Origin of the sequence: Trichlorobacter lovleyi (assembly GCF_015239775.1) — a bacterium.
GTDB lineage: Bacteria > Desulfobacterota > Desulfuromonadia > Geobacterales > Pseudopelobacteraceae > Trichlorobacter > Trichlorobacter lovleyi_B.
In genome coordinates this window covers 2,454,188-2,478,668 of record NZ_CP058409.1, presented here as the reverse complement: position 1 = coordinate 2,478,668, position 24,481 = coordinate 2,454,188, and the positions used below count along the sequence as shown (strand labels likewise).

The following is a 24,481-nucleotide window of genomic DNA, read 5'->3' as shown; positions in this document are numbered from 1 at the left end:
GTTGTCGTGTTTTCTCATACCGTTTTTCAACGGCCTGTTGGTCTGTTGTCAGTTTACTAGAAGAGTGGAGTCTGCCATGCTTTTAATGATCGATAATTATGATTCGTTTACCTTCAATATCGTCCAGTATCTGGCCCAGCTGGGTGAAGAGGTAAAGGTGGTGCGTAACGACGAGATTGGCGTTGCCGATATTGCAACCCTGCGTCCCGACCGGATTGTGGTCTCGCCCGGCCCCTGTTCTCCGGAGGAGGCGGGCATCTCGGTGGCGGCCATCAGGGAGTACGCCGGAAAGATACCGCTTTTGGGGGTCTGTCTGGGGCATCAGTCCATTGGCGCCGCTTTTGGCGGCAAGGTGGTGCGCAGTGTCTCCCTGATGCACGGCAAGACCTCGCCGATCCACCACGACGGCAAGGAGCTGTTCAGCGGTTTACCCAACCCGTTCAATGCCACCCGTTACCATTCGCTGGTGGTTGAACGTGCCAGCCTGCCGGACTGTCTGGAAGTGACCGCCTGGGTGGATAATGGCGAGATCATGGGCTTGCGTCACCGCGACCTGCCGGTCTGGGGGGTGCAGTTCCACCCGGAATCGATCCTGACCGAAGGTGGCATGGCGCTCTTGGATAACTTTCTGAAGCTTTCCCGCCAGTATCCGGTAGCGCTGTGACCACCCGTCTGCAGGCGGATTACCTGATCATCGGGGCCGGGATCATCGGCCTGGCCCTGGCTCGTGAGCTGAAGAACCGTTTTCCCGCGGCCGATGTCCTGGTGATCGACAAGGAGGCAGACGTGGCCTACCACGGCAGCGGTCGCAACAGCGGGGTGCTGCATGCCGGGTTCTACTATTCGGCCGATTCGTTGAAGGCCCGTTTTACCCGTGAAGGCAACCGGATGATGACCGATTACGTTGCGGGCCGCGGCCTGGCAATCAATCGCTGCCACAAGGTCGTTGTCGCCTCGGATCTGAATGAGATTGAAGGGGTGCAGGAACTGCAGCGCCGTGGCGAGAAGAACGGCGTGGATGTGCGGATCATCGATGAACAGGAGCTGGCCGAGATCGATCCCAATGCAAAGACCAGCGGGATCGCACTCTATTCCCCCACCACCGCCACGGTTGATCCGAGCCAGGTCTGCCATGCCCTGAAAGAGGATCTTGAGGCGGCTGGTGTCCGTTTTCTGTTTGGCCAGGGGTATCTGAAACGTCAGGGGGATGCGGCCATTCTGACAACCGGCGGTCTGGTGCTGGAGGCCGGTCTGACCATCAATGCCGCCGGTCTGTATGCCGATACGGTTGCCCGTGACTACGGCTTTTCACAGCAGTATACCATCATCCCGTTCAAGGGGATCTACCTGAAGTACACCGGTACGGATAAACCGATCCGCACCAACATCTATCCGGTACCCAATCTGAAGAATCCGTTTTTGGGGGTTCATTATACGGTGACGGTGGATGGGACGATCAAGATCGGCCCCACCGCCATACCGGCCTTCTGGCGCCAGAACTATGCCGGTCTGGAGCATTTCCGGCTCGGGGAACTGCTGGAGATACTGGGCTGGGAGTCGCGCCTGTTTCTGGGGGACAACTTCGGCTTTCGCTCGCTGGCGCTGTCTGAGTTAAAGAAGTACGACCGCGGCTATTTTACCGGTCTGGCCACGAAAATGGTGAAACAGATCAATACGGCCGGTTTCAACCAGTGGAGCAAGCCGGGTATCCGGGCCCAGCTGTTGAATACCGCTACCAAGGAGCTGGTGCAGGACTTTGTTGTGGAAGGAGACCGGCACAGCATCCATGTGCTGAATGCCGTGTCGCCGGCATTCACCTGCAGCTTCCCCTTTGCGGCCTGGGTGGTGGATCACTTTGTCCTGAAGCAGTAAGGGTCTTTGCTGGTCAACGGGTCATGCCCAAAACTGGCGGTAACCGCCAGGCAGCCGCCGCAGACCGCCCGCAGCGTGCAACCGTTGCAGGCAGTGGAACCATCGCGATAGCGGGCCGCTGTTTCCGAGTTGTAGACCTCCTCAAGGTTCTGGTTCAGGATATTGCCGATGGGCGAGGGGAATTTGCGGCAGGCATGCACTTCGCCATCGGAGAGGATGGCCACGAAGTTGAAGGCGGCACCGCAACCGAATCCGGCACAGCCGCCGAATAGCGGCTTGCCCTGGTCGTCGTAGATCGAGTTGAGCAGGCTGTCTTTCAGTGCCAGCACCGGGTGGGTCGGCATGGCTGCCACATACTGTTCAAGAAATGCCCTGTATTCCTCACGGGTCGGCAGGGCCAGCCGCGCCCCCTCGCCAAACAGTGCCAGGCGGTTGAAGGTCAGCCCGCCGGTAATGCCTTCCAGCTGTTCAGCCAACGGGATCACCTGATCAAGATTGTTCCTGGTCAGGGTCAGCATCACCATGTTGGGCACACCCAGCTCAGTCAACATTTCAAGAAATGCAATTGTCCGCCTGAAGTTGCCTTCCCCCCTGATGGTGTCGTTATGTTCTTCCAGCCCTTCAAGACTGACCTGATAGTAGACCGGACGCTGGATCGCCATTAGCCGTTCAATGTTGCTGCGTTCGGTGGCGTTCCCGAGGATGGCGGTCATCAGGCCGTGGTCAGCTGCCGCCTGATAGATCCGGTAGAAATCCGGATGCAGGAGCGGGTTGCCGCCGCTGAATGAAACCTGGGGACGTACAAAGCGGCTCCAGCAGAAATCGCGCAGCTCCTGCATCAGTGTGACAGCGCGGTAAAACGGAAATGCTGCCCGCTGGCTGCGGTCGTAACAATGCTTGCAGGACAGGTCGCAACTCTGGGTCAGATGCCACTGCAGGGTGAAGACCTCGGCTGCAACAAAGCGATGGTCAACCGCCTGTGATGCAATTGCCGGAGTACGGCGCAGACTTGACAGCGGTGCCAGCAGTACCCCCTTGCGCACTGCGTCCCACAGCACGGCATCGAACAGCGCAATCGGCTGGTTTGCCTGTTGTGCCGCCTCTTCCGGGCTGATCCCTTCAGCCACCATCTTCAGGGCAAGCAGGTGATCCGGCAGGGCGGATTCAAAACGCAGATTCTTGTTTGCCGGATCAGACCAGATCAGCACCAGCTCCTCACCCGGCTCAACCCGCTCCATATCCTGCTTTTTGGCAAAGGTCAGTAGGGTCAGCAGATGTGTCCAGGGGACCGGCAGCAGTTGCAGTGAGGGGTTGATGGTCAGGGCCTGCAGCTCTTCGGGCTGCGGCAGTGGAGTATTCATGGCCCGGTGGCAGCTCAGCTCCAGCCGGGCCAGGTCCGGCAGCCATTCCGGGTGAGTCAGGCCGGCCACTTTTTCCAGCTGGACAGGCACGGTCTCAGGATCAAGCTCATTCAGGGATCTGCCGATCAGACGATTCCAGGCATCCTGTCCCAACAGTTTGCGGGTCGTGGGGAAAATGGCGGGCCTCCAGGGAAATAGGTGGTTGCTCTAAACAACGGGCGACAGAGATGAGTATACCCTGCCGCCCGGTCAATGCTACTGCAGTAATCTTTTATTTGGCGCTCCCGGCGCCGGTTGAGCCGCCTCAACCACTTGAACCTCAGCCGCTGCCGCCCGGTTTGGGGGCCGGTTTTTCTGCAGGCTTGCTTTCTGCCGGTTTCTTGTCATCCGTCGTCTGTGTGCCATCCTTGTCTTTGGGGGTCTCAGCGCTCCCGGCGCCGCTCTTACCGCCTCAGCCACTTTTGCCTGCTTCCTTCTGCGGGGTGCTCCCGGCACCCTCCTTGCCGCCTCAACCACTCGCACCCTGGGCGTTGAACGGAACAACCGCCATGCCTGCAACGAGGCTGGCGATGCCCATTCCTGCCAGGATGGACTTCAACCGGTCCTTCTCCATAGCAAACCTCCTGCGTGGATTTAACAGGGCCTTGAAAAACTATTCCGGAGGCCGTCTACGGCGTTGCGCGGTACTCGCTCCTTCGACTAACGGGTTGTTATGTCTCAGTCACTGTGCTCCGTGCGCCTGGTATCCGGCCTTCCTCATGACGTTTTTTACAGCCCTGTTAGGGCGGTAGCTGTACCGCCCGCAAGTGATTTTAGCAATAGTAGGACGATTGTCAAATCGCTATACTGGATTTATTGCTTGGGAGGTGTGTCTGGTTTGGCTGCGCCGCCGCAGCCGGATGCCCCGCCACAGCCACTGGCGCCTTTTGTCGGGGCCGGTTGCTCTGCTTGCGGCTGTTTCATGGCACCGCCGCAGCCACTGGCACCATTAGTTTCATGCTTGGCGCACTTGGGACACTTTTGCATGCCGCCGCAGCCGCTGGGGCCTGCCTCTGAGGCCGTTTTCCCGTTTTCTGCAGGAGCTGCCGGTGCGGTCTCGGCAGCTGCAAGCGAGGTCATTCCGGCAATGAGTGTGGTGAGACTGAGACCGGCCAACAGGTTGCGCATGGAGGAGTGATGCTGCATGGTGAAATCCTTTCCTGGTTGTTCTGCAGAACGCGGTGATGTTTAATTGCCAGCATATTGGTCAAGATAACAATTTGCGTATTAGTTGGTCAATGTCAATTTTAATGAAGATGGCTTGGCGGGCCTTGCTTGAGCAGAACCTTGACCGGGGCTGCTGCATCGGTATATAAACACAATCCGCTGTAAAAACATGCAAAGGCAGGGAAGTCGTGATGTCTAACAAAGAACTGGCCAAGGGGTATGAACCCCATGAGGTAGAGAAAAAATGGTACGGCGAGTGGGCTGAAAAGGGCTACTTTCATGCAGATGAGGCCTCCCCCCGCAGACCTTACAGCATTGTCATTCCACCGCCCAACGTCACCGGTGCCCTGCATATGGGGCATGCCCTCAATAATACCCTGCAGGATATCCTCTGCCGCTGGAAGCGGATGACCGGTCACAGCGTGCTCTGGATGCCCGGCACCGACCATGCCGGTATTGCCACCCAGAACGTGGTTGAGCGGCAACTGGCTGCTGAAGGCACGGATCGTCATGACCTGGGGCGCGAGGCCTTTATCGAGCGGGTCTGGCAGTGGAAGGCCGAGTCGGGTGGCCAGATCATCGGGCAGCTGAAGCGGCTGGGGGCCTCCTGTGATTGGGAACGGGAGCGCTTTACCATGGATGCCGGTCTGTCCAAGGCGGTACGCACGGTCTTTGTCAAGCTGTACGAAGACGGCTTGATCTACCGCGATAACCGTCTGATCAACTGGTGCCCCCGCTGCCATACCGCCCTTTCAGATATCGAGGTGGAGCATGAAGAGAAAAAGGGGCATCTCTGGCATATCCGCTATCCGGTGGTGGGGCAGCCGGGCCGCTTCCTGACCGTGGCCACCACCCGGCCAGAGACCATGCTGGGCGATACCGCCGTGGCGGTGCATCCTGAAGATGAACGCTACGCCGATCTGCATGGTGCCAAGGTGCTGTTGCCGCTGGTGAACCGTGAGATTCCGGTGGTTGCGGATGAGTATGTGGACCGCGAGTTCGGCACCGGTGTGGTCAAGATCACCCCGGCCCATGACTTCAACGACTTTGAGGTGGGGGCACGCCACGGTCTGGACAAGATCAATGTCTTTGACGAGTCGGGCATTATCAATGCTGCCGGTCATCAGTATGAAGGACTGGATCGTTTTAAGGCCCGCACCAGGATTGTGGAGGAGCTTGAGGCTGCCGGGCTGCTGGAGAAGATCGACGATCACGGTCTGTCGGTGGGGGGCTGCTACCGTTGCAAGACCGTGGTGGAGCCGTACCTCTCCCTGCAGTGGTACGTCAAGGTGGGGCCGCTGGCAGAGAAGGCCCTTGCAGCGGTTAAGGACGGACGGACCCGGATTCTGCCGAAGCAGTGGGAGAACACCTATTATGACTGGATGGAAAACATCCGCGACTGGTGTATCTCACGCCAGATCTGGTGGGGACACCGTATCCCGGCCTGGTTCTGCGATCATTGCGGCAAGATAACGGTTGCGATGGATGATCCGACCAGCTGCAGTCAGTGCGGCAGTGATGAACTGCGCCAGGAAACCGACGTGCTGGACACCTGGTTCTCTTCGGCACTCTGGCCGTTCTCCACCATGGGCTGGCCTGATCAGACCGCTGAGCTGAAAAGGTTTTATCCCACCGCAACCCTGGTAACCGGTTTTGACATCCTCTTCTTCTGGGTGGCCCGGATGATGATGATGGGGCTGCATTTCATGGATGAGGTGCCGTTCAGGGATGTCTATATCCATGCCCTGGTACGGGATGCCCACGGCCAGAAGATGTCCAAGTCAAAGGGGAACGTGATTGATCCGCTGACGGTGATCGACCAGTACGGTACCGATGCCTTCCGCTTTACGCTGGCGGCCTTTGCAGCCCAGGGCCGGGATATCAAACTGGCTGAAGAGCGGATCTCCGGTTACCGTAACTTCTGCAACAAGGTCTGGAATGCGGCCCGTTTTACCATGATGAACCTGGAAGGGTTTGAGCCGGATCAACTGGTTTTTGAAGACCTGCGGTTGACCGAGTCCGATGAATGGATTCTGCACCGTCTGAATGAAACCGCCCGTGCAACCAACCAGGCCCTTGACGAGTACCGCTTTAACGAGGCCGCCATGACGCTGTACCAGTTTACCTGGAGCGAGTTCTGCGACTGGTACCTGGAACTGTCCAAGCAGGAGCTGTACGGTGATGATCCGCTGCGTCGCCGCACCACCCAGTACGTGCTCTGGACCGTGCTGGAACACCTGTTGCGTCTGCTGCACCCGATCATGCCGTTTATCACGGAAGAGATCTGGCAGACCCTGCCCAAGGGAGACCGCTGCAACCTGCGCGGATCAGGTGGCGACTGGGCTCCGTCCATCATGCTGGCACCCTATCCGCAGCCCCGTGAAGACTGGCAGTTTGAAGACGCAGCCGGCCGGATGGAGCAGGTGATGGAGGTCATCTCGGCCATCCGCACCATCCGTGGTGAGATGGAGGTGCCCCCTTCCCGCGAGATAACGGTCACCCTTTCAACCGGGTCCCAGCAGGCCGAGGATCTGGCGCGGCTGTTTGAATCAAAGATCAGGAGCATGGCCCGGGTGGCCGATCTGACCATCGGGCGGAACCTGGAAAAGCCGGAAGATGCCTCAGTACAACCGGCTGGCAGGTTTCAGGTCTTTGTCCCGCTGAAGGGGCTGGTGGATGTGGCTGAAGAGGAAAAACGGCTCCTGAAGGAGATCGCCAAACTGGATAAAGAGATCGAGCAGTTTTCGAAAAAGCTCGAGAATCCCAGCTTTGTTGACCGGGCTCCGGCTGATATCGTGGCCAAGGAAAAGGCCAAGCTGGCTGACGTTAGCTCTAAGAAGGCGGTGCTGGAAGAAAGTCTGGAGAAGATCAGAAACCTGAAGTAGCCAGAGGTAGCCGATGGGTGAGCTGGAGAAGATAATGCGTGAAGGCGCAGCGTTGCACGAGGCCGGGCGCTATGACGAAGCCCTGTCCCTGTACGATGAGGCGGTCGGACGCTGGCCAACCCTGGCGCTGCTCTGGAACAACCGCGGCAATACCTTGCTGGAAATGGGCTTCTTCGACCAGGCGGTCAAAAGCTATCAGCAGGCATTACAGCTTGCCCCGTCCCTGCATGACAGCCGGGTGGCCTTGTCCACCTGCCTGCAGATGCAGGGGGAGGTGCAGCAGGCCCTGGTTGAATGTGCAAAGGTACTGAAGGCCTCTCCGAATCATGCTGAGGCCCATTGGAATTATGCCCTGCTGCTGTTGCTGCAGGGTAAGTATTCGGCAGGCTTCAGGGAATACGAGTGGCGCTGGAAAAAGCGGCGCTTTACCTCGCCGGTGCGTGAGTTTACCCAGCCACGCTGGCATGGTGGTGATCTCTCCGCCAAGACGATCCTGATCTATGCCGAGCAGGGCTTTGGCGATACCCTGCAGTTCTGCCGCTACCTGCCGCTGCTGGTGGAGCGGGGGGCAGAGGTCCTGTTCGAGTGCCATCCTCCTCTGGTCCCGCTGATGCAGAGCCTTGGCGCCGGTATCACGGTACTGCCGTTCGGCCGGGATCTGCCTGACTTTGATTACCAGCTGCCGTTGCTGTCCCTGCCGTACCTGCTGGGCAGTACCCTTGAGACGATTCCGGCTGTTGTGCCGTATCTGACCCCGCCTGCCGCGCGGCTGCCGTTCTGGCAGAGCGTACTGCCCGGTGGCAACGGTGACACACGGATTGGGCTCTGCTGGTCAGGCAAGCGCTATCCTGATCCTGGGCGCAGCCTGCCTGCCGCACTGCTTGCGCAATTGGCCTGCTGTACCGGTACCATGTGGGTATCTCTGCAGGTGGGGGAGCCGGTTGAAAAACCTGCCCTGACCATGGTTGATCTGACCATGCTGGTGCAGGATTTTGCCGATACCGCGGCCTTGCTGGAACAGCTTGACCTGGTGATCACCATTGATACGGCTGTCGCCCACCTGGCCGGCGCACTGGGCAAACCGACCTGGCTGCTGCTGCCGTTTGCGCCGGACTGGCGCTGGGGGCTGGCAGGGGAGCAGTGCTGCTGGTATCCCGGCATGCGGCTGTTCCGTCAGTCCGCGCCCGGCGAATGGGCCCCTGTCGTTGCAGCGGTCGTCAAGGCGCTGCATGACAGCCCTGCTCTCGCTAATCAAAAATAACCCATGGATTTAGCTCAGCCGGGGTGCGCCAATCGATGTTGTACTTCTGCTTCAGGATTCTTTTTTTTGTTCCCCAAAAGATATGAACAGATCCCCTGCCGCTCCGTTTCGTAGGCACATCAAGTGCCGTTTTCACTTCTGCATCAATCTTCCTGAAGACCTCGGCATAACGCGGGTCATCCTCAACCGGATCGTAGTACAGGCCGGATGACGGTCGTTTTTTTGGTGCCAGCCCGGGCTGTTCACAGGTTCGCTGACACTCCTCCAGGTTATCGAACGGTTTCACCGCTCCGCAGCCATCGTAAAAGTAGGTGACGCATTTTCCCTGTTTGTGGTCAAAATAGGCCGCCTCGATCATCGCCTTACAGGGGCCTTTCACCGGTTGCAAACGGCACAGCTCCGGCAGTTCGACAGCGGCCACCGGCCGGGTCAGCCCCGGCGCGGCCAGCAGGATTGATACCAGGTAGCAGGCAAATCGGACAGGGTACATGGGGGTCCTCGTCTGTTGTGGGGTGAGATTGCAATTGTGACTATACCAGTCGCAGATAGATCTGCAAGCCAACCCTGAAAGCTGTCAGGATTGTGCTATCATGGTGATCAGGTCGTACAGCGTAGAGAAAGGGTCGGCTTATGCGCATTGCCATGCTGGTTGTCTTCGCATGTTGTACCATCTTCAGCCTGGTGACCACCGCTCTGGTGTTCACTGCAGAACAGCCTGGCAGTGCAGCTTTATTTCTCGCCTTCAGCCTGTTGTTCGGCGGCCTGACAGCAGCACTGCTGCAGGGGATGCGCCGCCGGCAATCTCCTGCCGGGGGGACCTCCGCAGGTGGTAATGGCCAGCATCCCGGCTTTGTCCCGCACTGGTTTGTGATGGCTGCCCTGGTGATAACGCTTGTGTCTGTGGTTGGCAGTATTCTGTGGAGGCTGGTACGTTGAGCGTGATGTGTCGACTGGAGGAGTCTATGGGGCGCGCCTTTCAAACCACCTGGCTGCTGGCTGCGGTGGTCTCTTGCTTTCTGCTGTCGGCGTTGCCGGGGGCGTCATGGGCGTCTGACAAACCGGCGGTTTTTGCCCAAACCGGTCATGCCGGTCTCATCGAATTCGTGGCCATAAATCCGGCGGCCAGTCATCTGGTCAGCAAGGAGGCAGAGGGGTACCTGAAGACGTGGGAGGTGGCCACCGGCCGGGAAGTCAGGACCATCAAGCTGCAAACGGAATATGGTCATGCTTCGAATATCTATTTTGTCAATGACGGCACCTTCATGGTTGTATATCAAAAAACAGCCGAGCTCTATGATCTGCATGGGCAGAAACTGCGTTCAATTACCCTGCCCACGTTCGGCGGGACTGTTTTTTTACAAAATCCGGTCATCAGTAAGGACGGGCAACATCTGTTCAATCAGTCCTTCGGCACAAAGATCTATAGCCTGAAAGATGGTTCAGAACTGGTCCTGCCGGAGCTGGGTCGCTATAAAAGTTATGAGATCTATACCCGGAACAATGGCGTTACCGATCTGGGGTTCGGCTATTACGGCGTCTTCCATAAAGGGGCTGGCCAACCGGGCACTGTCGGCTATGTGCTGTATGACGACAGCCTGAATGCTGTCAAGAAAGGTTCGCTGGTCATCCCAAGCATTTCTCATGGAAGCACGTTCAAACTTTCACCGGATGGAAAACAACTGGCCTACCAGGGGGGCGCGTCTTCCAGTGCCATACAGCTGTACGACCTGGCAAGCGGACAGGTGCTGCTCACCTACAGCCCCAGAGAGCTGCTCAAAGATGAGCAGATTTTTTTAAGATTTACACCTGATGGCAGGCTGCTGGTCGGTTATACGCACACAACTGACACACCCCAGGCAGCCCGCATGGAACTGGTGCTGCTTACCCCGCTGAAAAACGGCATGTACACGGAGCGAAAGCTTCTGTTTGAAAACCTGCACCTGTTACTGAATTATCAGGCACAGCCCTACGCCTTGGCTGCCAACGGACTGCTGGGGGTTGGGTTTAATGACGGTCGGGTACGGGTCTGGCAGACGCAGACCGGTGAGGTGGTCAGGAACTTTGGGGTCAGGCCGGCCGGCTTCAGAAGCTCGTTAAGTTCCGGCAGCCGTTTGCTCAACTGGCGTGAAGAGTGGTCATCATCCAGTAAAGAGGTGGTGCTGCAGTTTCACCTGTGGGATCTGCAAGCCGCCGCCTTAACGCAGCAGAATGTGACCTCCAGGTCACGCTTGAAGGGTACAAAAGTCGGTGGGCTGGGAGGATACACCTGGGAAGTGCTTGACCCGGAAGGCCTGTACCGAAAAATTCCCCGAGAGTTCATGAAGGATGATTATCGGGATGAGAAACATTACCGAAAACTGCAGGGGATGATTTTTCTGACCAGCGATAACGGTGACTTTTACACACACGACACAGCGCACAAGCTTGAACTGCGCAGCAGGAAAACCAAGCAACAGCTGGCGGATCTGTATGCCTTTGAGGATGGCGAATGGATCATTATCACCCCGGATGGCTACTACAACGCCTCTGCCAATGGAGACAAGTATCTCAATGTGCGTGTTGGTCCAAATATCTACGGCATCGAGAACTACCGCGAGACCTTCTTTCGGCCCGATCTGGTCAAGCTGGCCCTGGCCGGCGGTTCGCTGCAGGGGTACCGCACCCTGGCCGATGTCAAACAGCCTCCCCGGGTCAGTGTCGTCCAGACAGCTGTCATTGCAACCAGCGAAAGCTTCAAGCTGACCTTGAAACTGGAAGAACAGGGCGGCGGCATCGGCGATGTGCGGCTGTTCCTGAACGGCTCAGCCGTCGTGCTGGACAGCAGCCGCTCGCTTAAGGCGGTGCAGAAGGAGGGGGGCGACGCAACCTATCGCAGCTATACCCTCAAGCTTTCCCCCGGCAGCAACACCATCCGGGCCATCGCCTTCAATGCCGACAATACCATGCAGAGCAATGAGGCGATCCACCAGCTGCAGGCCGGTTTTGCTGCAATTCAAAAGCCGACCCTGCATGCCCTGGTGATCGGCGTACAGGAATTCCGTAACCCGAAGTTGCAACTCAAGTATGCCGTGGCCGACGCCAACCTGTTTGCCACCACCTTGCGTGGCGGGGCGGTTGGGCTGTTTGAACAGGTGAAGATTACCTCGCTCACTACGCGGGAAGTCACCAGCCGGGATGCAGTAGTCAGCGCCCTGCAACGCTACCAGGCCATCAATCCTGATGACCTGTTTATCCTCTACATTGCCAGCCACGGCACGGTTGACGAAGGTGAATATTTTCTGATTACTTCCAACGTTGGGGCGCTCAGCACGCAAAAACTGAAGAGCGACGCCTTGTCCCAGACTGCACTGAAAGAGCTGGTGGCCAACATACCCTCAACCAAGAAGCTGATCGTGATCGATACCTGCAATGCCGGTCAGTTGGGCCAGGCCATGCAGACCGCGCTGCTGACCCGCGGCATGAGTGAGGAGACCGCCATGAAGGTGCTGTCCCGTGCGGTGGGCTCGACGATCCTCTCCGCCTCCACCTCGGTGCAGGAGGCACTGGAGGGCTATCAGGGCCATGGTCTGTTTACCTGGACGCTGGTGCAGGGACTGCAAGGCAAGGCAGATAAAGGACTGACCGGCTTTGTCAAAACAACTGACCTTGCCGCCTATGTGGAGGATGAGGTGCCTAACCTGGCAGAAAAGATCTTTAAACGTGCCCAGTTTCCCACGGTGTCGATCAGCGGGCAGGGTTTTCCGGTGGGGCGCGTGCGGTGATGCTGACACCTCGCACGGCAGACCTATGAACCCTATTACCCATCTATTGCTTGGTTGGGCTGTAGCCAATACTGACCAGTCGCTCGTGCGCAGGGAGCGGACAGCGGTGACGTTGGCTGGCATTGCTCCTGATCTGGACGGTCTTGGCCTGGTGGCTGAGGCCTTAACCCGCGGCACTAAGCATGAACTGCTCTGGTGGACGCAGTATCACCATACGGCTTTGCATAATGTAACCTTTGCCCTGTTCGTCGCTGCGGTCTGTGCAATTAGTACCGGTCGGCGCTGGCGGGTGGCGTTGCTGGCCTTAATCAGCTTCCATGTACACCTGTTGGGAGATCTGCTGGGGGCGCGTGGGCCGGAAAATGATCATTGGCCGATACCCTACCTGATGCCGTTTTCAGATGTCTGGCAGTGGAGTTGGGATGGTCAATGGGAGCTGAATGCCTGGCCCAATTTTGTGATTACCGGAAGTTTGTTAGTCATGATGTTCTATCTGGCCTGGAAACGAGGTTATTCGCCGTTGGAAATGGTTTCAAGCCGGCCTGATCACGCCTTTGTTGAAACATTACGCGCAAGGTTTCCATTCAGGAGGTGATGCATGTCCCGTATCGTACAGACAATAGTCCTGATAGGCTTGATGCTGATGCTTTTTTGCCAGCTCGCCTTTGCCGGCAGGAACGAGGCCGAGAATCTCTGGGAGGAGGGCAGCAGGGCCACCGAAGCCAAACGTTATCCCGAGGCGGTCCGGCTGTTTGAACGTTCGTTTGCCTTGTGCGGTAGTGATATCGACTGCCGTTGGGCCAATCTGAACGGCCTGGGGGTGGTCTATGATGCGCTCGATCAGAATGAACGGGCGCGCAGCTATTACGAACAGGCGCTGCAGATGAGCCGGCGGCGCAACAACCCGGAGGATCTGGCCAACGACCTGCTGAACCTTGGTGCGCTTTTGTACAAAGGACTGGAACAGTATCAGCAGGCCCTGCCGCTGCTGGAAGAGGCGCTGCTCCTGACACGCCGCTCAGCTAAGTCCGAGGAGAGTGCCCTGCTGCTGTTTCATACCGGAACGGTCAAGACCGTGCTGGGACGTTACCCGGAGGCGATCCGCGACCTGCAGGAGTCGCTTGGCATCAACCGCCGGCTGGGGAACCATGCGGGGATTTCAAATGCCCTGGCAACCCTGGGGCAGGCCTACAATATGTCCGGTAATTACAGCCAGGCCGCTGGCTACTATGATGAGGCCATTGCCATCCAGCGTCGCAATCACCTGGATGAGGACCTCTGCTCAAGCCTGAACCGCAAAGGGCTGAACGAGTTTGATCTGCACAGGATTCCCGCTGCCCTGGCTGCTTTCGACGAGGCGTTGCAGGTTGCCGGACGTCTGGGGGACAGGCGCCAGCAGGCCAACATACTTAACAATATCGGAGTGGTGCACAAGAGTTCCGGCCAGTATGACCAGGCTCGAAACTACTATCAGCAGGCCCTGACCCTGGCCCGGCAGTTGGGGCGCAAAGGGATGCTGGCCACGGCAAGCAATAACATTGGTGATGTGTATGCGGCGCTGGGGCAGCAGGACCAGGCCCTTGCGAACTATCAGGATGCCTTGCGGATCAACCGCGAGATCGGCGCCCGGCAGGATATGGCCACCAATCTGAACAATATTGCCATGGTCTATTATCAGTCCAGGCGCTACGATGAAGCGATCCGCTGGCATCAGCAGGCGCTTGAGCTGAAGCGCAGCATCGGCAATAAGCTCGATATCGCCCTGGCCCTGAGCAATCTTGCCGCTGCCTATCTCTTTAGCGGCGACCCGGGTACGGCAGAACAGTTGCTGAATGAACGCCGCCGGTTGCATATTGATAAAAGCGGGGTCCATCTGCGGCATCCCGGCCTGGTGGAGGTCTACCTGCAGACCGGCCGCTATGATCAGGCCCTGGCATTACTGCAGCAACAGACCCCGGCGGTGCTGGCAGGGGATCAGGTGGTGGCTGAACATGAGATGCAGACCGGCCGCGCCTTGCTGGGGCGTGGCGAGTATGCCGGGGCGAGCCGGCACCTGCTGAAATCCTATCAGCTGCTGGAGGAGTTGCGGGCCTCCGTGGCTGAGCGGGGTTCGTTCCTGGCAGCCGGTGGTGGTGGCGGACGGTTCCGCACCTATCGTGCCCTGACCGCCAGCGTTGCCGAGCAGGTCCTGCACAATCAGGCGCCTGTCCCGGAACTGCGCTCCTATGGCACCGGCACTGCAGCTGCTGCCTTCTATTTTGCCGAGGCAACCAAGGCCCGCAGCCTGATCGAGCGGGTGGCCGAGAGCGGGCGGCGTTCGCTGGCCGCTGCCGGAATCTCCCGGGAGCTCCGGCAGGAGGAACAACAGCTCCGCCGGCAGCTGACCAGTCTGGATGCCGGGCGGGATCAGGCTGTGCGTGGCGGGAAAGAGCGGTATGCGCAGTACCGGCAGCAGCGCCAGGAGCTGAATCAGCGACTTGAACGCCTGATTGCCCGGCTGCAACGGGAGTTCCCCCTCTACGCGGCCATCAACTACCCCCGGCCGGTGGCGGCTGAACAGTTGCCGCTGGCAGATGACGAACTGCTGCTGGCCTATGCCCTGGGGGAGGATGCGAGCTACCTGTTTGTGGTCAGGAAAGGCGGTGTGCAGCAGGTGGTGCGGCTGCCGTTGCAAAGGACGCTACTGGAAGAGAAGGTCAAGAACTTCCTGGAGCCGCTTACCAACCGCCATCAGCAGGACTTTTCCCAAGCGCAGGCGGCAGAACTGTACCGGCTGCTGCTGGCCGAAGGCCTGGCTGCAGCGCGTCCGGCCGATCGTCTGATCATTGTGCCGGACGGCATCCTGGGCACCCTGCCGTTTGAGATCCTGGCCCTGCCCGGCAACGGCTCCGGCTCCGGCAACGGCTCCGGCTCCGGCTCCGGCAAAGAGGTACGCTACGTGGGGGATCGGTATGCGGTCTCCTACTACCAGTCAGCCAGCCTGCTGGCGTTGAAGCGTACCCTGCCGGCTGGGCATCCGACCCGCACCCTGTTTGCCCTTGGAAATCCTGATTTTGGAACGGCAGCGGGGAGCCAGCAGGGTTTCCGTGGTCTGGCCATCGCCCCCAAGCAGCACGGCCAGCAGATCCTGTTTCCCCCCCTGCCGGAAACCGAGACCGAGGTGCGCAGGATTGCAGCCCTGCTGGGTACGGCTGTCGCCCCTCCCGATATACTGCTGGGGCAGCAGGCCTCCGAGGCAATGGTGAAACAGTCGCCGCTGGGGGAGTACCGCTATCTGCACTTTGCCACCCATGCCTCGCTACCGGGGCTGATCCAGGAGGTGAATGAGCCGTTCATCCTGCTCAGTCAACGGGACAAGCGGAGTGGAAGCGATGGCTTTCTTACCCTGAGCGAGGTGCTTGATCTGAGGCTGCATGCCGAGCTGGTGATGCTCTCGGCCTGTGTGACCGGGGTGGGGAAAGAGGTGGAGGGGGAAGGGGTGGCCAACTTTGCCCGGGCCTTCCAGTCGGCCGGTGCGGGCAGCGTGGTGGTCAGCCTGTGGGAGGTGGCCTCGGAACCGGCGGTGGAGTATGTCGCACTCTTTTACGGTTACCTGAAGCAGGGCAAGCCCCATGCCCTGGCCCTGAAACTGGCCCGGGAGCAGATGCGCAGCAGGTACCCCAACCCGTTTTACTGGGGGGTCTTTGTGCTGCACGGGGAGGGGTAGTACAACGCTGTCAGGGCTGCATGAGCAGCTTGTACATCTCGCTGGTCAGCACACTGATCTCCATCGGTTTGGGAACGTAGCCGTCAAAGCCTGAGCTGAGCAGGTGCAGCTTTTCTTCCTGCAGGGCATGGGCGGTCAGGGCAATGATCGGTATATGCCGGCCAGTGCCGTCTTCCGCTTTTCTGATGGCGGCTGTTGCAGAACGGCCATCCATCAACGGCATCTGGATATCCATCAGGATCAGGTCAAACTGCCCTTGTTTCCAGAACTGCACTGCTTCCTTGCCGTTGTTGGTGCTGGTAACCCGGTGCCCCATCCGTTCTAGGATGGTGACCGCAAATTTCTGGTTAATGGCGTTGTCTTCAGCCAGCAGGATCTGTAAGGCCGGACCTTCCCACTGTGCCGAGATGGCGTCCCGCTCCTCCATGGTATCGGAGGCAGCGGTCCTGCGTGCCACGATAAAGGGCAGTGCCAGGTGGAAGCTGCTGCCGATACCAACGCTGCTTTCAGCCCAGATCCTGCCGCCCATCAGCTCAACCAGCCGTCTGCTGATCGAAAGCCCCAACCCCTTTGCTCCCAGTTTCCGGTTTGCCGGTGAGCTGGTCCGGAGCAGCGGTGCAAACAGCTTGTCCAGATTTTCCTCATCAATGCCGACGCCGGTGTCGGTGATGCTCAACTGCAGCAGGACCTGATCCTCCTGCTGCTCGATAACGCTGACCACCAGCCTGATGGTTCCTTGTACGGTGTACTTGATGGCATTGCCCAGCAGGTTGAGAATGACCTGCTTGGTATGCAGCTGATCACCCCTGAGGGCGTCGGGCACGGTATGGGGGATCTCGATCAGCAGGTCCAGGCCTTTGATATGCAGGTCGGCATGCTGGGTCTTGATGATGTTGTTGATGGTGGCGCGCAGGCTGAAGTCAACCTCTTCCAGCTCAACCTGTCCGTCTTCAATCTTGGAGAAGTCAATGATGTCGTTAATCAGGTACATCAGACTCTTGGCTGAGACTTCCAGGCAGTCAAGATATTCCTTCTGGACGGCATCCAGCGGCGTGGTCCGCAGCAGCTGCGCCATGCCGATCACACCGTTCATCGGCGTGCGGATCTCATGGCTCATGTTGGTGAGAAACTCATTCCGGGCAATGCGGGCCTGTTCTGCATCAGCGCCGGTCTGCCTGGCTGGAGGTGTTGTTTTACGGCTGGTTGCCATACCGGTATCCCATGTACTGCAAGATTTGCCTGCGATAGTAAGCATACCATGCTATCCGTCATAGGCAAGAATGCTTGCAAAGGTCAAAAACAAAGATGGGGACACCGGCAGGGTGTCCCCATCTGTTATTGGATTAAATAGAGTAGAATTATCCCTGCAGACCAAACTCTTCGTGCAGCACCCGTACGGCCAGCTCGGTGTACTTTTCATCGATTACCACCGAAACCTTGATCTCGGAGGTGGAGATCATGCCGATGTTGATGTTGTTCTTGGCCAACACCGAGAACATGCGGGTGGCAACACCGGCATGGCTGCGCATGCCCAGGCCGACAATGGAGATCTTGCTGATGTTCTCGTCAGACTGAACCTCCTGGGCCTGAATCTCTTTGGCGGCCTCGTTGGTGATCAGCAGGGCCTTCTTCAGGTCGGCCTTGGTGACAGTGAAGGTGAAGTCGGTCAGGCCGTCATGGCTGACGTTCTGCACGATCATATCGACTGAAATAGCCGCATCAGAGAGCGGGGTGAGAATCTGTGCTGCAATGCCCGGTTTGTCCGGTACTCCCAGTACGGCAATCTTGGCTTCATTCTTGTCGTACGCAACCCCGGAAACGAGAATCCCTTCCATATCCTTATCCTCCCTGGTAACCATGGTACCGGTGTTTTCATTCAGGCTAGAGCGGACATGAATGTCCACATTAAATTTTTTGGCAAACTCAACCGAGCGGATCTGCAGCACCTTTGCACCAAGGCTGGCCAGCTCAAGCATCTCGTCGTAGGAAACCTTCTCAACCTTGCGGGCCTCTTTGCAGACGTTGGGGTCGGTGGTATAGACACCGTCAACATCGGTATAGATCTCGCAGACATCAGCCTTGAGGGCAGCTGCAAGCGCCACCGCCGAGGTGTCGGAACCGCCGCGGCCGAGGGTGGTCAGATTGCCGTCCTTGTCCATGCCCTGGAAACCGGCCACCACTACAATGTTGCCGGCCTTCAGGTCGGCGCGCATCTTGGTGTCGTCAATGCTTTCGATCCGGGCCTTGGAAAAGGTGCTGTCGGTGATGATCGGCACCTGCCAGCCCATGTAGGACTTGGCCTTGTAGCCCAGCGACTTCAGGTACATTGCCAGCAGACCGATGGTGACCTGCTCACCGGTGGCAACCACCACGTCGTATTCGCGGTTGTCAGGGATATCCACCATATCATTGGCCAGCGCCACCAGTTTGTTGGTCTCACCTGACATGGCGGAAACCACCACCACCACCTCATTACCGGCCTCATAGGTCTTGATGATCCGCTTGGCGACATTCTTGATTCGGTCCGTGGTGCCGACCGAGGTACCTCCATATTTCTGGACTACCAGTGCCATACTGTTGCTCCTTCGCAGAACAGTTCAAAGATGAAAGGGCTATTACATAGCAGAACGCTGTTCCTCAGACAAGGGTTTTTTGCAGGAATCGCCGATGGCAGCAAGCTGTGCCAGCAGTTTTGCCCCACGGCAACCATGGGACAAAAAGGTGATGGCACGCCGGGTGTCACCGGCATATTCAAACAGGACTTCAAGCCGGTCATCCGGCAGGATGGCGGTTATCCGTTCCGGCCACTCAATCAGGCAGACACCGTCTCCGCAGAGCTGCTCATCTATGCCTAATTCCAGGGCATCGTCACTGCCGCGCAGGCGGTAGCAGTCGTAGTGCAGCACCGGCGGCTGCCCCGGATATTCATTGAGGATGGCAAAGGTGGGGGAGGCCACCAGTTCTTTGCTGGCAGGGGCCAGCGATGCGACCACGCCACGTACGAAACAGGTCTTGCCGCCCCCCAGTTCACCGGACAGGGTCACCAGATCACCGGCCTCAAGCAGTCTGCCCAGGCTGGTTCCCACGGCCTCGGTCTGTTCTGGAGAGCCGGTTTCAATCACCAGCGATGTCACCGGACAGGACATGCTTTTCCCTACACCAGCAGGGTGCGGATGATGTCGATACGTGCCACAATCCCCACCAGTCTGCCGTTTTCAAGCACCGGTACTGCGTTGGTGTGATGGGCGCTCATCAGGTCGGCAGCCTCGCTGAGTGAGGCGGTCGGGGCGATGGAGACCGCTTCCGGCTGATAGATGTCGGCAACGCTCCTGGCCCCCATCTTTTTCAGCTCCTTTTCCAGGGTCTTCTCTGATTCAAGGTAGATCACCCAGTCAAACAGGCTGATCACGGTCGGCAGGTGCACGCTTTTGTTCTGCTCAACCAGGTCTGATTCAGTCACGATACCGATCAGGGACCCGGCGGCATCAACCACCGGAAGTGAGCTGATCCGGTGGGTGACGAACAGCTCGGCCAGCTCGCGGATGGTTGTCTCGGTACCTACGGTGATCACCTCTTTGGTCATGATCTCGGCAACAGTTTTCATGGGTCGCTCCTTGGTTTAAGCGGGTTGATGATAGTTAGCGGGAAGGTTCAGGAGCCGGTTGAGCGCCAGCGGAATGCGTGCCATCAGGTCGGTGGCGGTCATGCCGATCTCGCCCTGTTCCATGGCCACCAGGTCGCCGGCCAGGCCGTGGATGAATACCCCCAGGCGGCAGGCGTTCCAGGTTGTGTAGCCCTGACCCAGCAGCGATACGATAATGCCGGTCAGTACATCCCCCATGCCGCCGCTTGCCATGCCGGGGTTGCCGCTGCCGTTGATGGCCGCCATGCCGTTGGGGGCGGCAATGATGGTCCGGGCCCCTTTCAGGACGACATACACCCCGAAGGTACGGGCAAATTCCTGGGCAACCGAGATGCGGATGGCAGCCACATCAGGGATGGAAGAACCCAGCAGGCGGGACATCTCACCGGGGTGAGGGGTCAGGACAATGTTCTGGGAGCGTCTGCGGTGCAGCACCGTCGTGTCTTCGGCCAGGGCATTCAGGCCATCGGCATCAATCACCATCGGAAGAGCAATATTCTCCACCAGATTCTGTACCACCGTGACACCGGCAGGGCGGCGGTCAATGCCCGGACCGATCGCCAGGGCGTTTTTGCCCGGCAGGTATTTCTCAAGCAGGGCAATGGCGTGGGTCGTCAGGTGTCCGCTGCCGGCATCGGGCAACGGCAGGGTCATCGCCTCGGTGGTCTTCATCTCAAGGATCTGGTTGAGGCTCTCCGGGACGGCGAGGGTCACCAGGCCGGAACCGGTCCTGACTGCGCTGTTTGCCGCCAGGGCGGCTGCGCCGGTCTTGCCGGTTGATCCGGCAATGATCAGGCAGTGGCCGTAGGTCCCCTTGTGGGCCTGGCGGTCACGGCGCCTGACCAGCGGGGCCATCAGCTTTTCGTTCAGATAGTCGTAGCCGACCGCCTCTTGCATCAGTTGGGGCGGGATGCCGATATCCACGATGACCAGTCTGCCCACATGCTCGGCAGCCGGATAGAGTACATGGCCCAGTTTGGCGATTCCGAAGGTGACCGTCATGTTGGCGTGGACGGTCTTTCCCAGAATCCGGCCGGTGGTGCCGTGGATGCCGGTGGGGATATCCACGGCCACCACTTTACCCGGCGCCGTGTTGATCAGCTCCACCGCCTCCAGGTAGACCCCGGTCAGGTCGCTGCGCAGCCCGGTTCCCAGCAGCGCATCCACCAGCACGTCGGCCTGCAGGAGGTCGTCGGCATGTTTCTCGGTCAGCTCCCCTTCGCCGGGGCAAAAACTTATGATCTCCTCCGGGAGCCGCACCAGATTGGTTTCGGCATCACCCCGGATGCTGTCACGGTCAGCCAGCACGATCACCAGCACCTGCCACTCTTTTTCCAGCAGACAGCGGGCAATCACATACCCGTCGCCGCCGTTGTTGCCTTTGCCGGCCAGGATCACGACCCGTTTGCTTCTCCGGGTGCCGTAGGCGGCCAGGATATGCTCGGCACAGCCCCGCCCGGCCTGTTCCATCAGATCACGGCCGGGGATGCCGTATTCGTCAATGGCGCGACGGTCCAGCTCCTGCATGGTATGGGCGGTGACGATCTTCATGGCGCCTCCAGTATGACCTGCGCAACCGCATGGCCACCATCATGGGACAGTGACAGGTGTGCGGCTGTAGCCCCTTGTTCCGAAAATAGCTGAAGGGCGCGTCCTGACAGTTTCAGGAACGGTTTGCCCAGCTGATCGTTGCCGACTGCTATCTCGGTCCAGCAGATGCCGTCCCGCAGCCCGGTCCCCAGTGCCTTGACAAAGGCCTCCTTGGCGGCAAAACGGGCGGCCAGACAGGAGGCGGCCTGTTTTCTGGGACGGCAGTACTCCTGCTCGGCCGGGGCAAAGAGCCGGTTCAGCAGGGGCTGGTTGTTCTCATCCAGAAAACGCTGAAAGCGGCTGATCTCCACCGTGTCTATGCCGATGCCGAGGATCATGGCCGGCGGATCAGCGCCACCATTTCGCGCACCGCCCGGTCAAGGCCCACCAGCATGGCACGGGAGATGATGCTGTGCCCGATATTGAACTCTTCGATGCCGGCCAGCCCGGTCAGGGGGAGGATGTTGACGTAATTCAGGCCATGCCCGGCATGCACGGTCAATCCCAGCTCATTGCCCAGCCTGATCGCCTCACGGATCGCAGCCAGCTCATGGTGGCGGGACTTTTCACCGCGGGCCTCGGCATAGCGGCCGGTATGGATCTCGATCGCATCGGCACCGCTCTCCTTTGAGGCCCTGATCTGCTCCGCTGCCGGATCAACAAACAGGCTGACCAGGATCCCGGCCCCGTGCAGCCTGCCGGCTGCCCCGCTGATGGCGGCCAGGTTGCCCAGCACATCCAGGCCGCCTTCGGTGGTCAGCTCCTGACGTTTTTCCGGCACCAGGGTGCACTGTTCCGGCCTGATCCGGCAGGCGATTTCCATCATCTCGTCGGTGGCAGCCATTTCAAGGTTCAGTTTGGTCTGCACGGTCCTGCGCAGGATCTCAAGGTCACGATCCTGGATATGGCGGCGGTCCTCCCGCAGGTGGATCGTGATCCCTTCGGCCCCGGCCAGCTCACCGATGGCTGCAGCGGTGACCGGGTCCGGCTCGGTCCCTCCGCGGGCCTGCCGTACCGTGGCGATATGATCAACATTCAAGCCCAGCTTTGCCATGCTACTTCTCTCCTATCTGCTGCCTGACCAGATCGGCGATCTCGTTGGCCCATCCGGTAATTTCGTATTTATCCTGCCCTTCCAGCATGATCCGCAGCAGCGGCTCAGTGCCGGAATAGCGGATCAGAACCCTGCCTTCATTGCCCAGTTTCTCCTCAACCCCTTTGATGGCGGCGGCAACCGGGGGGATGGTCATGATATCCTGGCGCTCCCTGACCCGTACGTTGACCAGCACCTGGGGCAGCGGGATCATCACCTCTGCCAGCTCCGAGAGCGGTTTTTCCCGGCGCCGCATCACGGCCAGCAGCTGCAGTGCCGCCAATACGCCGTCACCGGTGGTATTGTTGTCCAGGAAGATCAGGTGACCGGACTGCTCACCCCCCAGATTATACCCCCCTTTACGCATCTCCTCCACTACATAACGGTCACCTACGGCGGTCTTGATGATCTTGCCGCCAACCTTGCGCAGGGCGATATCCAGACCCATGTTGCTCATGACCGTGGCCACCAGGGTCTTCTTCTTCAGTTGTTTGCGGGCGATCATGTCGGTGGCGCAGATCGCCATGATCTGGTCGCCGTTAACCTCGTTGCCGAACTCATCGCAGACAATTACCCGGTCAGCGTCACCGTCCAGGGCGATCCCGATATCGGCCCGGTGCTGCTTGACCGCCTCGCTGATCACCTCCGGGTGCAGCGAGCCGCAGCCGGCATTGATGTTGGTGCCGTTGGGCTTGACCCCCAGCGGGATTACCTCGGCCCCCAGCTCTTCAAACACTGCCGGCGCCACCTTGTAGGCGGCACCGTTGCCGCAGTCCAGCACGATCTTGAGGCCGGCCAGGTCTAGCTCCGGGGGGAAGCTGTTTTTGAGGAACACGATGTAGCGTCCGGCCGCATCATCAATCCGGAATGCCTTGCCCACCTCGGTGGCGGTGGGGCGTAACGCCTCGATCTTTTTTGAGTCCAGCAGTTTTTCCATCTTCAGTTCGATCTCATCCGGCAGTTTAAAGCCGTCGCCGGAGAAGAATTTGATCCCGTTATCCTGAAACGGGTTGTGGGAGGCGGAGATCACCACACCGGCGTCAGCCCGCATCGACTTGGTGATGTTGGCAATGCCGGGGGTGGGCAGCGGCCCCACCAGCAGCACATCCACCCCCATGGAGCAGATCCCTGCCACCAGGGCGCTTTCCAGCATATAGCCGGAAAGGCGGGTGTCCTTGCCGATCACGATCCGGTGGCGGCGCCGGCTGCTGCTCTTGAAGATGTAGGCGGCGGCCCGTCCCAGCTGCATGGCGGTTTCGGTGGTCATGGGGTGGATATTGGCAACGCCGCGGACGCCGTCGGTGCCGAACAGTTTTTTCATAGGTGATGCACTCCTTTATGCTTCTCAGCCATGGTGCGCCATGGCCTTTTTTAACAGTTTTTTCAGGTCGCTCTGGTCGATGTCGTAGGTGATCTTGCTGTCATGGACCGCTGAAATCTTGCCGGTCTCCTCCGAAACCACCAGCACCAGGGCATCGGAAAGCTCTGAAAGCCCCAGGGCTGCCCGGTGCCGGGTGCCGAAGCTTTTCGAGATATCAGGATTGTGGGAAAGCGGCAACAGGCAGCCGGCCCGGGTGATCTTGCTCTTGTGCAGGATCACGGCCCCGTCGTGGATCGGCGAGTAGGGCAGGAAGATGGAATTGAGCAGTTCACTGGTGACCTTGGCATCAATGTCGGTGCCCACCTGGATCAGGTGCTCAATCGGCTGCTGTCTGACCACCACGATCAGGGCGCCGATCTGGCGGCTGGCCAGGTCGGCCAGTGCCCGCAGTACCTCATCCACCGCCCCGTCATCCGCCGGTTGATCCGCTGTCTGCTGCTGGCGCTTGCCCAGCATCAGCAGGGCGCGGCGCAGGTCGTTCTGGAAGATGATCGCCAGGATAACCGGCATGGAGAGGACAATCACGTCGATGACACGAATCAGCGGGGCAACCTGCATCAGGCGGGCCAGCAGCGAGAAGCCGACCAGGATCCCCATCACCCCCAGCAGGCGCAGGGCAACGTCACGCCGGATCAGCAGGGAAAAGAGATAGATCAGTGCGGCCAGGATAATGCTGTCACTGATGCCGGTAAGGTCGATGGGGCAGCTCATTGGTTGTCTCG

At 59.1% G+C, this 24,481-nt stretch carries 21 protein-coding genes; 8 read left to right on the top strand and 13 right to left on the bottom strand.

Annotated elements, in window-relative coordinates; all coding sequences use genetic code 11:
• Positions 1–76: 76 nt before the first annotated feature.
• Both FY034_RS11460 and lhgO read left to right on the top strand, forming a co-directional pair.
• Positions 77–664 (top strand): anthranilate synthase component II, encoded by a 588-nt coding sequence (locus tag FY034_RS11460; protein WP_265550646.1) that lies wholly within the window; start codon positions 77–79, stop codon positions 662–664.
• Positions 661–1,872 carry an L-2-hydroxyglutarate oxidase gene (lhgO, locus tag FY034_RS11455; protein ID WP_265550644.1) on the top strand — a complete coding sequence of 404 codons (1,212 nt, stop codon included), beginning with the start codon at positions 661–663 and terminating at the stop codon, positions 1,870–1,872. The genes FY034_RS11460 and lhgO overlap by 4 nt, the downstream gene beginning before the upstream one ends.
• Here lhgO and sbtM read toward each other — a convergent pair.
• From sbtM to FY034_RS11440, 3 genes are all read right to left on the bottom strand, one after another.
• Entirely contained in the window at positions 1,851–3,386 is a 1,536-nt protein-coding gene (sbtM, locus tag FY034_RS11450) for a thio(seleno)oxazole modification radical SAM maturase SbtM (protein ID WP_265550642.1), read from the bottom strand. The two genes, lhgO and sbtM, sit on opposite strands and share 22 nt — an antisense overlap.
• Before the next feature lie 166 nt (positions 3,387–3,552).
• On the bottom strand, positions 3,553–3,846 hold the full coding sequence (locus tag FY034_RS11445; RefSeq protein WP_265550640.1) for a selenobacteriocin: 294 nt from the start codon (positions 3,844–3,846) through the stop codon (positions 3,553–3,555).
• Between the two features lie 239 nt (positions 3,847–4,085).
• Positions 4,086–4,418, bottom strand: coding sequence for a hypothetical protein (locus tag FY034_RS11440; RefSeq protein WP_265550638.1), 333 nt, complete (start codon positions 4,416–4,418; stop codon positions 4,086–4,088).
• A gap of 212 nt (positions 4,419–4,630) precedes the next feature.
• Here FY034_RS11440 and FY034_RS11435 point away from each other — a divergent pair, with 212 nt between their 5' ends.
• On the top strand, positions 4,631–7,324 hold the full coding sequence (locus tag FY034_RS11435; RefSeq protein WP_265550636.1) for a valine--tRNA ligase: 2,694 nt from the start codon (positions 4,631–4,633) through the stop codon (positions 7,322–7,324).
• Between the two features lie 34 nt (positions 7,325–7,358).
• Entirely contained in the window at positions 7,359–8,585 is a 1,227-nt protein-coding gene (locus FY034_RS11430; protein WP_265550634.1) for a tetratricopeptide repeat-containing glycosyltransferase family protein, read from the top strand.
• On the opposite strand, the gene FY034_RS11425 is transcribed toward FY034_RS11430, so the two are convergent.
• Positions 8,572–9,075, bottom strand: coding sequence for a BPTI/Kunitz-type proteinase inhibitor domain-containing protein (locus FY034_RS11425; protein WP_265550632.1), 504 nt, complete (start codon positions 9,073–9,075; stop codon positions 8,572–8,574). The two genes, FY034_RS11430 and FY034_RS11425, sit on opposite strands and share 14 nt — an antisense overlap.
• 140 nt (positions 9,076–9,215) lie before the next feature.
• Here FY034_RS11425 and FY034_RS11420 point away from each other — a divergent pair, with 140 nt between their 5' ends.
• From FY034_RS11420 to FY034_RS11405, 4 genes are read left to right on the top strand one after another with little or no spacing between them, the layout of a single operon-like run.
• Positions 9,216–9,521 carry a hypothetical protein gene (locus FY034_RS11420; protein WP_265550630.1) on the top strand — a complete coding sequence of 102 codons (306 nt, stop codon included), beginning with the start codon at positions 9,216–9,218 and terminating at the stop codon, positions 9,519–9,521.
• A gap of 26 nt (positions 9,522–9,547) precedes the next feature.
• Positions 9,548–12,346: a caspase family protein gene (locus FY034_RS11415; protein ID WP_265550627.1), complete on the top strand. Its 2,799-nt coding sequence runs from the start codon at positions 9,548–9,550 to the stop codon at positions 12,344–12,346.
• Between the two features lie 25 nt (positions 12,347–12,371).
• A complete protein-coding gene (locus FY034_RS11410; protein ID WP_265550624.1) occupies positions 12,372–12,941 on the top strand; it encodes a metal-dependent hydrolase in 570 nt (189 codons plus the stop codon).
• A gap of 3 nt (positions 12,942–12,944) precedes the next feature.
• Positions 12,945–16,052, top strand: a complete 3,108-nt coding sequence (locus FY034_RS11405) for a CHAT domain-containing protein (protein ID WP_265550623.1) — start codon at positions 12,945–12,947, stop codon at positions 16,050–16,052.
• Positions 16,053–16,062: 10 nt separating this feature from the next.
• Here the strand turns inward: FY034_RS11405 and FY034_RS11400 are convergent, their stop codons facing one another.
• The 9 genes from FY034_RS11400 to cdaA all read right to left on the bottom strand — a co-directional run bounded on the left by FY034_RS11400 (position 16,063) and on the right by cdaA (position 24,470).
• Entirely contained in the window at positions 16,063–17,262 is a 1,200-nt protein-coding gene (locus FY034_RS11400) for an ATP-binding protein (RefSeq protein WP_265550620.1), read from the bottom strand.
• A 148-nt stretch (positions 17,263–17,410) separates the two neighbouring features.
• Positions 17,411–18,625, bottom strand: coding sequence for an aspartate kinase (locus FY034_RS11395; protein ID WP_265550618.1), 1,215 nt, complete (start codon positions 18,623–18,625; stop codon positions 17,411–17,413).
• A 42-nt stretch (positions 18,626–18,667) separates the two neighbouring features.
• The gene (tsaE, locus tag FY034_RS11390) at positions 18,668–19,198 is read right to left on the bottom strand and encodes a tRNA (adenosine(37)-N6)-threonylcarbamoyltransferase complex ATPase subunit type 1 TsaE (protein WP_265550616.1); all 531 of its coding nucleotides are present in this window, start codon (positions 19,196–19,198) and stop codon (positions 18,668–18,670) included.
• Between the two features lie 8 nt (positions 19,199–19,206).
• Positions 19,207–19,656 (bottom strand): CBS domain-containing protein, encoded by a 450-nt coding sequence (locus FY034_RS11385; protein ID WP_265550614.1) that lies wholly within the window; start codon positions 19,654–19,656, stop codon positions 19,207–19,209.
• 15 nt (positions 19,657–19,671) lie between these two features.
• Positions 19,672–21,246, bottom strand: coding sequence for an NAD(P)H-hydrate dehydratase (locus tag FY034_RS11380; RefSeq protein ID WP_265550611.1), 1,575 nt, complete (start codon positions 21,244–21,246; stop codon positions 19,672–19,674).
• Positions 21,243–21,623: a holo-[acyl-carrier-protein] synthase gene (locus FY034_RS11375; protein WP_265550610.1), complete on the bottom strand. Its 381-nt coding sequence runs from the start codon at positions 21,621–21,623 to the stop codon at positions 21,243–21,245. The genes FY034_RS11380 and FY034_RS11375 overlap by 4 nt, the downstream gene beginning before the upstream one ends.
• Positions 21,620–22,339 (bottom strand): pyridoxine 5'-phosphate synthase, encoded by a 720-nt coding sequence (locus tag FY034_RS11370; protein ID WP_265550607.1) that lies wholly within the window; start codon positions 22,337–22,339, stop codon positions 21,620–21,622. The genes FY034_RS11375 and FY034_RS11370 overlap by 4 nt, the downstream gene beginning before the upstream one ends.
• A gap of 1 nt (position 22,340) precedes the next feature.
• Positions 22,341–23,699 carry a phosphoglucosamine mutase gene (gene glmM, locus FY034_RS11365; protein WP_265550605.1) on the bottom strand — a complete coding sequence of 453 codons (1,359 nt, stop codon included), beginning with the start codon at positions 23,697–23,699 and terminating at the stop codon, positions 22,341–22,343.
• A gap of 24 nt (positions 23,700–23,723) precedes the next feature.
• Positions 23,724–24,470, bottom strand: coding sequence for a diadenylate cyclase CdaA (gene cdaA, locus FY034_RS11360; protein WP_265550602.1), 747 nt, complete (start codon positions 24,468–24,470; stop codon positions 23,724–23,726).
• Positions 24,471–24,481 lie beyond the last annotated feature (11 nt).

What these genes read in the sequence shown, in the direction of transcription:
- FY034_RS11370 (WP_265550607.1), bottom strand. Translation starts at nt 22,339, where the DNA reads ATGGCAAAGCTGGGCTTGAATGTTGATCATATCGCCACGGTACGGCAG.
- FY034_RS11440 (WP_265550638.1), bottom strand. Translation starts at nt 4,418, where the DNA reads ATGCAGCATCACTCCTCCATGCGCAACCTGTTGGCCGGTCTCAGTCTC.
- FY034_RS11375 (WP_265550610.1), bottom strand. Translation starts at nt 21,623, where the DNA reads ATGATCCTCGGCATCGGCATAGACACGGTGGAGATCAGCCGCTTTCAG.
- FY034_RS11425 (WP_265550632.1), bottom strand. Translation starts at nt 9,075, where the DNA reads ATGTACCCTGTCCGATTTGCCTGCTACCTGGTATCAATCCTGCTGGCC.
- glmM (WP_265550605.1), bottom strand. Translation starts at nt 23,699, where the DNA reads ATGAAAAAACTGTTCGGCACCGACGGCGTCCGCGGCGTTGCCAATATC.
- tsaE (WP_265550616.1), bottom strand. Translation starts at nt 19,198, where the DNA reads ATGTCCTGTCCGGTGACATCGCTGGTGATTGAAACCGGCTCTCCAGAA.
- FY034_RS11380 (WP_265550611.1), bottom strand. Translation starts at nt 21,246, where the DNA reads ATGAAGATCGTCACCGCCCATACCATGCAGGAGCTGGACCGTCGCGCC.
- FY034_RS11395 (WP_265550618.1), bottom strand. Translation starts at nt 18,625, where the DNA reads ATGGCACTGGTAGTCCAGAAATATGGAGGTACCTCGGTCGGCACCACG.
- FY034_RS11420 (WP_265550630.1), top strand. Translation starts at nt 9,216, where the DNA reads ATGCGCATTGCCATGCTGGTTGTCTTCGCATGTTGTACCATCTTCAGC.
- cdaA (WP_265550602.1), bottom strand. Translation starts at nt 24,470, where the DNA reads ATGAGCTGCCCCATCGACCTTACCGGCATCAGTGACAGCATTATCCTG.
- FY034_RS11405 (WP_265550623.1), top strand. Translation starts at nt 12,945, where the DNA reads ATGTCCCGTATCGTACAGACAATAGTCCTGATAGGCTTGATGCTGATG.
- FY034_RS11460 (WP_265550646.1), top strand. Translation starts at nt 77, where the DNA reads ATGCTTTTAATGATCGATAATTATGATTCGTTTACCTTCAATATCGTC.
- FY034_RS11400 (WP_265550620.1), bottom strand. Translation starts at nt 17,262, where the DNA reads ATGGCAACCAGCCGTAAAACAACACCTCCAGCCAGGCAGACCGGCGCT.
- FY034_RS11410 (WP_265550624.1), top strand. Translation starts at nt 12,372, where the DNA reads ATGAACCCTATTACCCATCTATTGCTTGGTTGGGCTGTAGCCAATACT.
- FY034_RS11430 (WP_265550634.1), top strand. Translation starts at nt 7,359, where the DNA reads ATGCGTGAAGGCGCAGCGTTGCACGAGGCCGGGCGCTATGACGAAGCC.
- FY034_RS11435 (WP_265550636.1), top strand. Translation starts at nt 4,631, where the DNA reads ATGTCTAACAAAGAACTGGCCAAGGGGTATGAACCCCATGAGGTAGAG.
- FY034_RS11415 (WP_265550627.1), top strand. Translation starts at nt 9,548, where the DNA reads ATGGGGCGCGCCTTTCAAACCACCTGGCTGCTGGCTGCGGTGGTCTCT.
- FY034_RS11385 (WP_265550614.1), bottom strand. Translation starts at nt 19,656, where the DNA reads ATGAAAACTGTTGCCGAGATCATGACCAAAGAGGTGATCACCGTAGGT.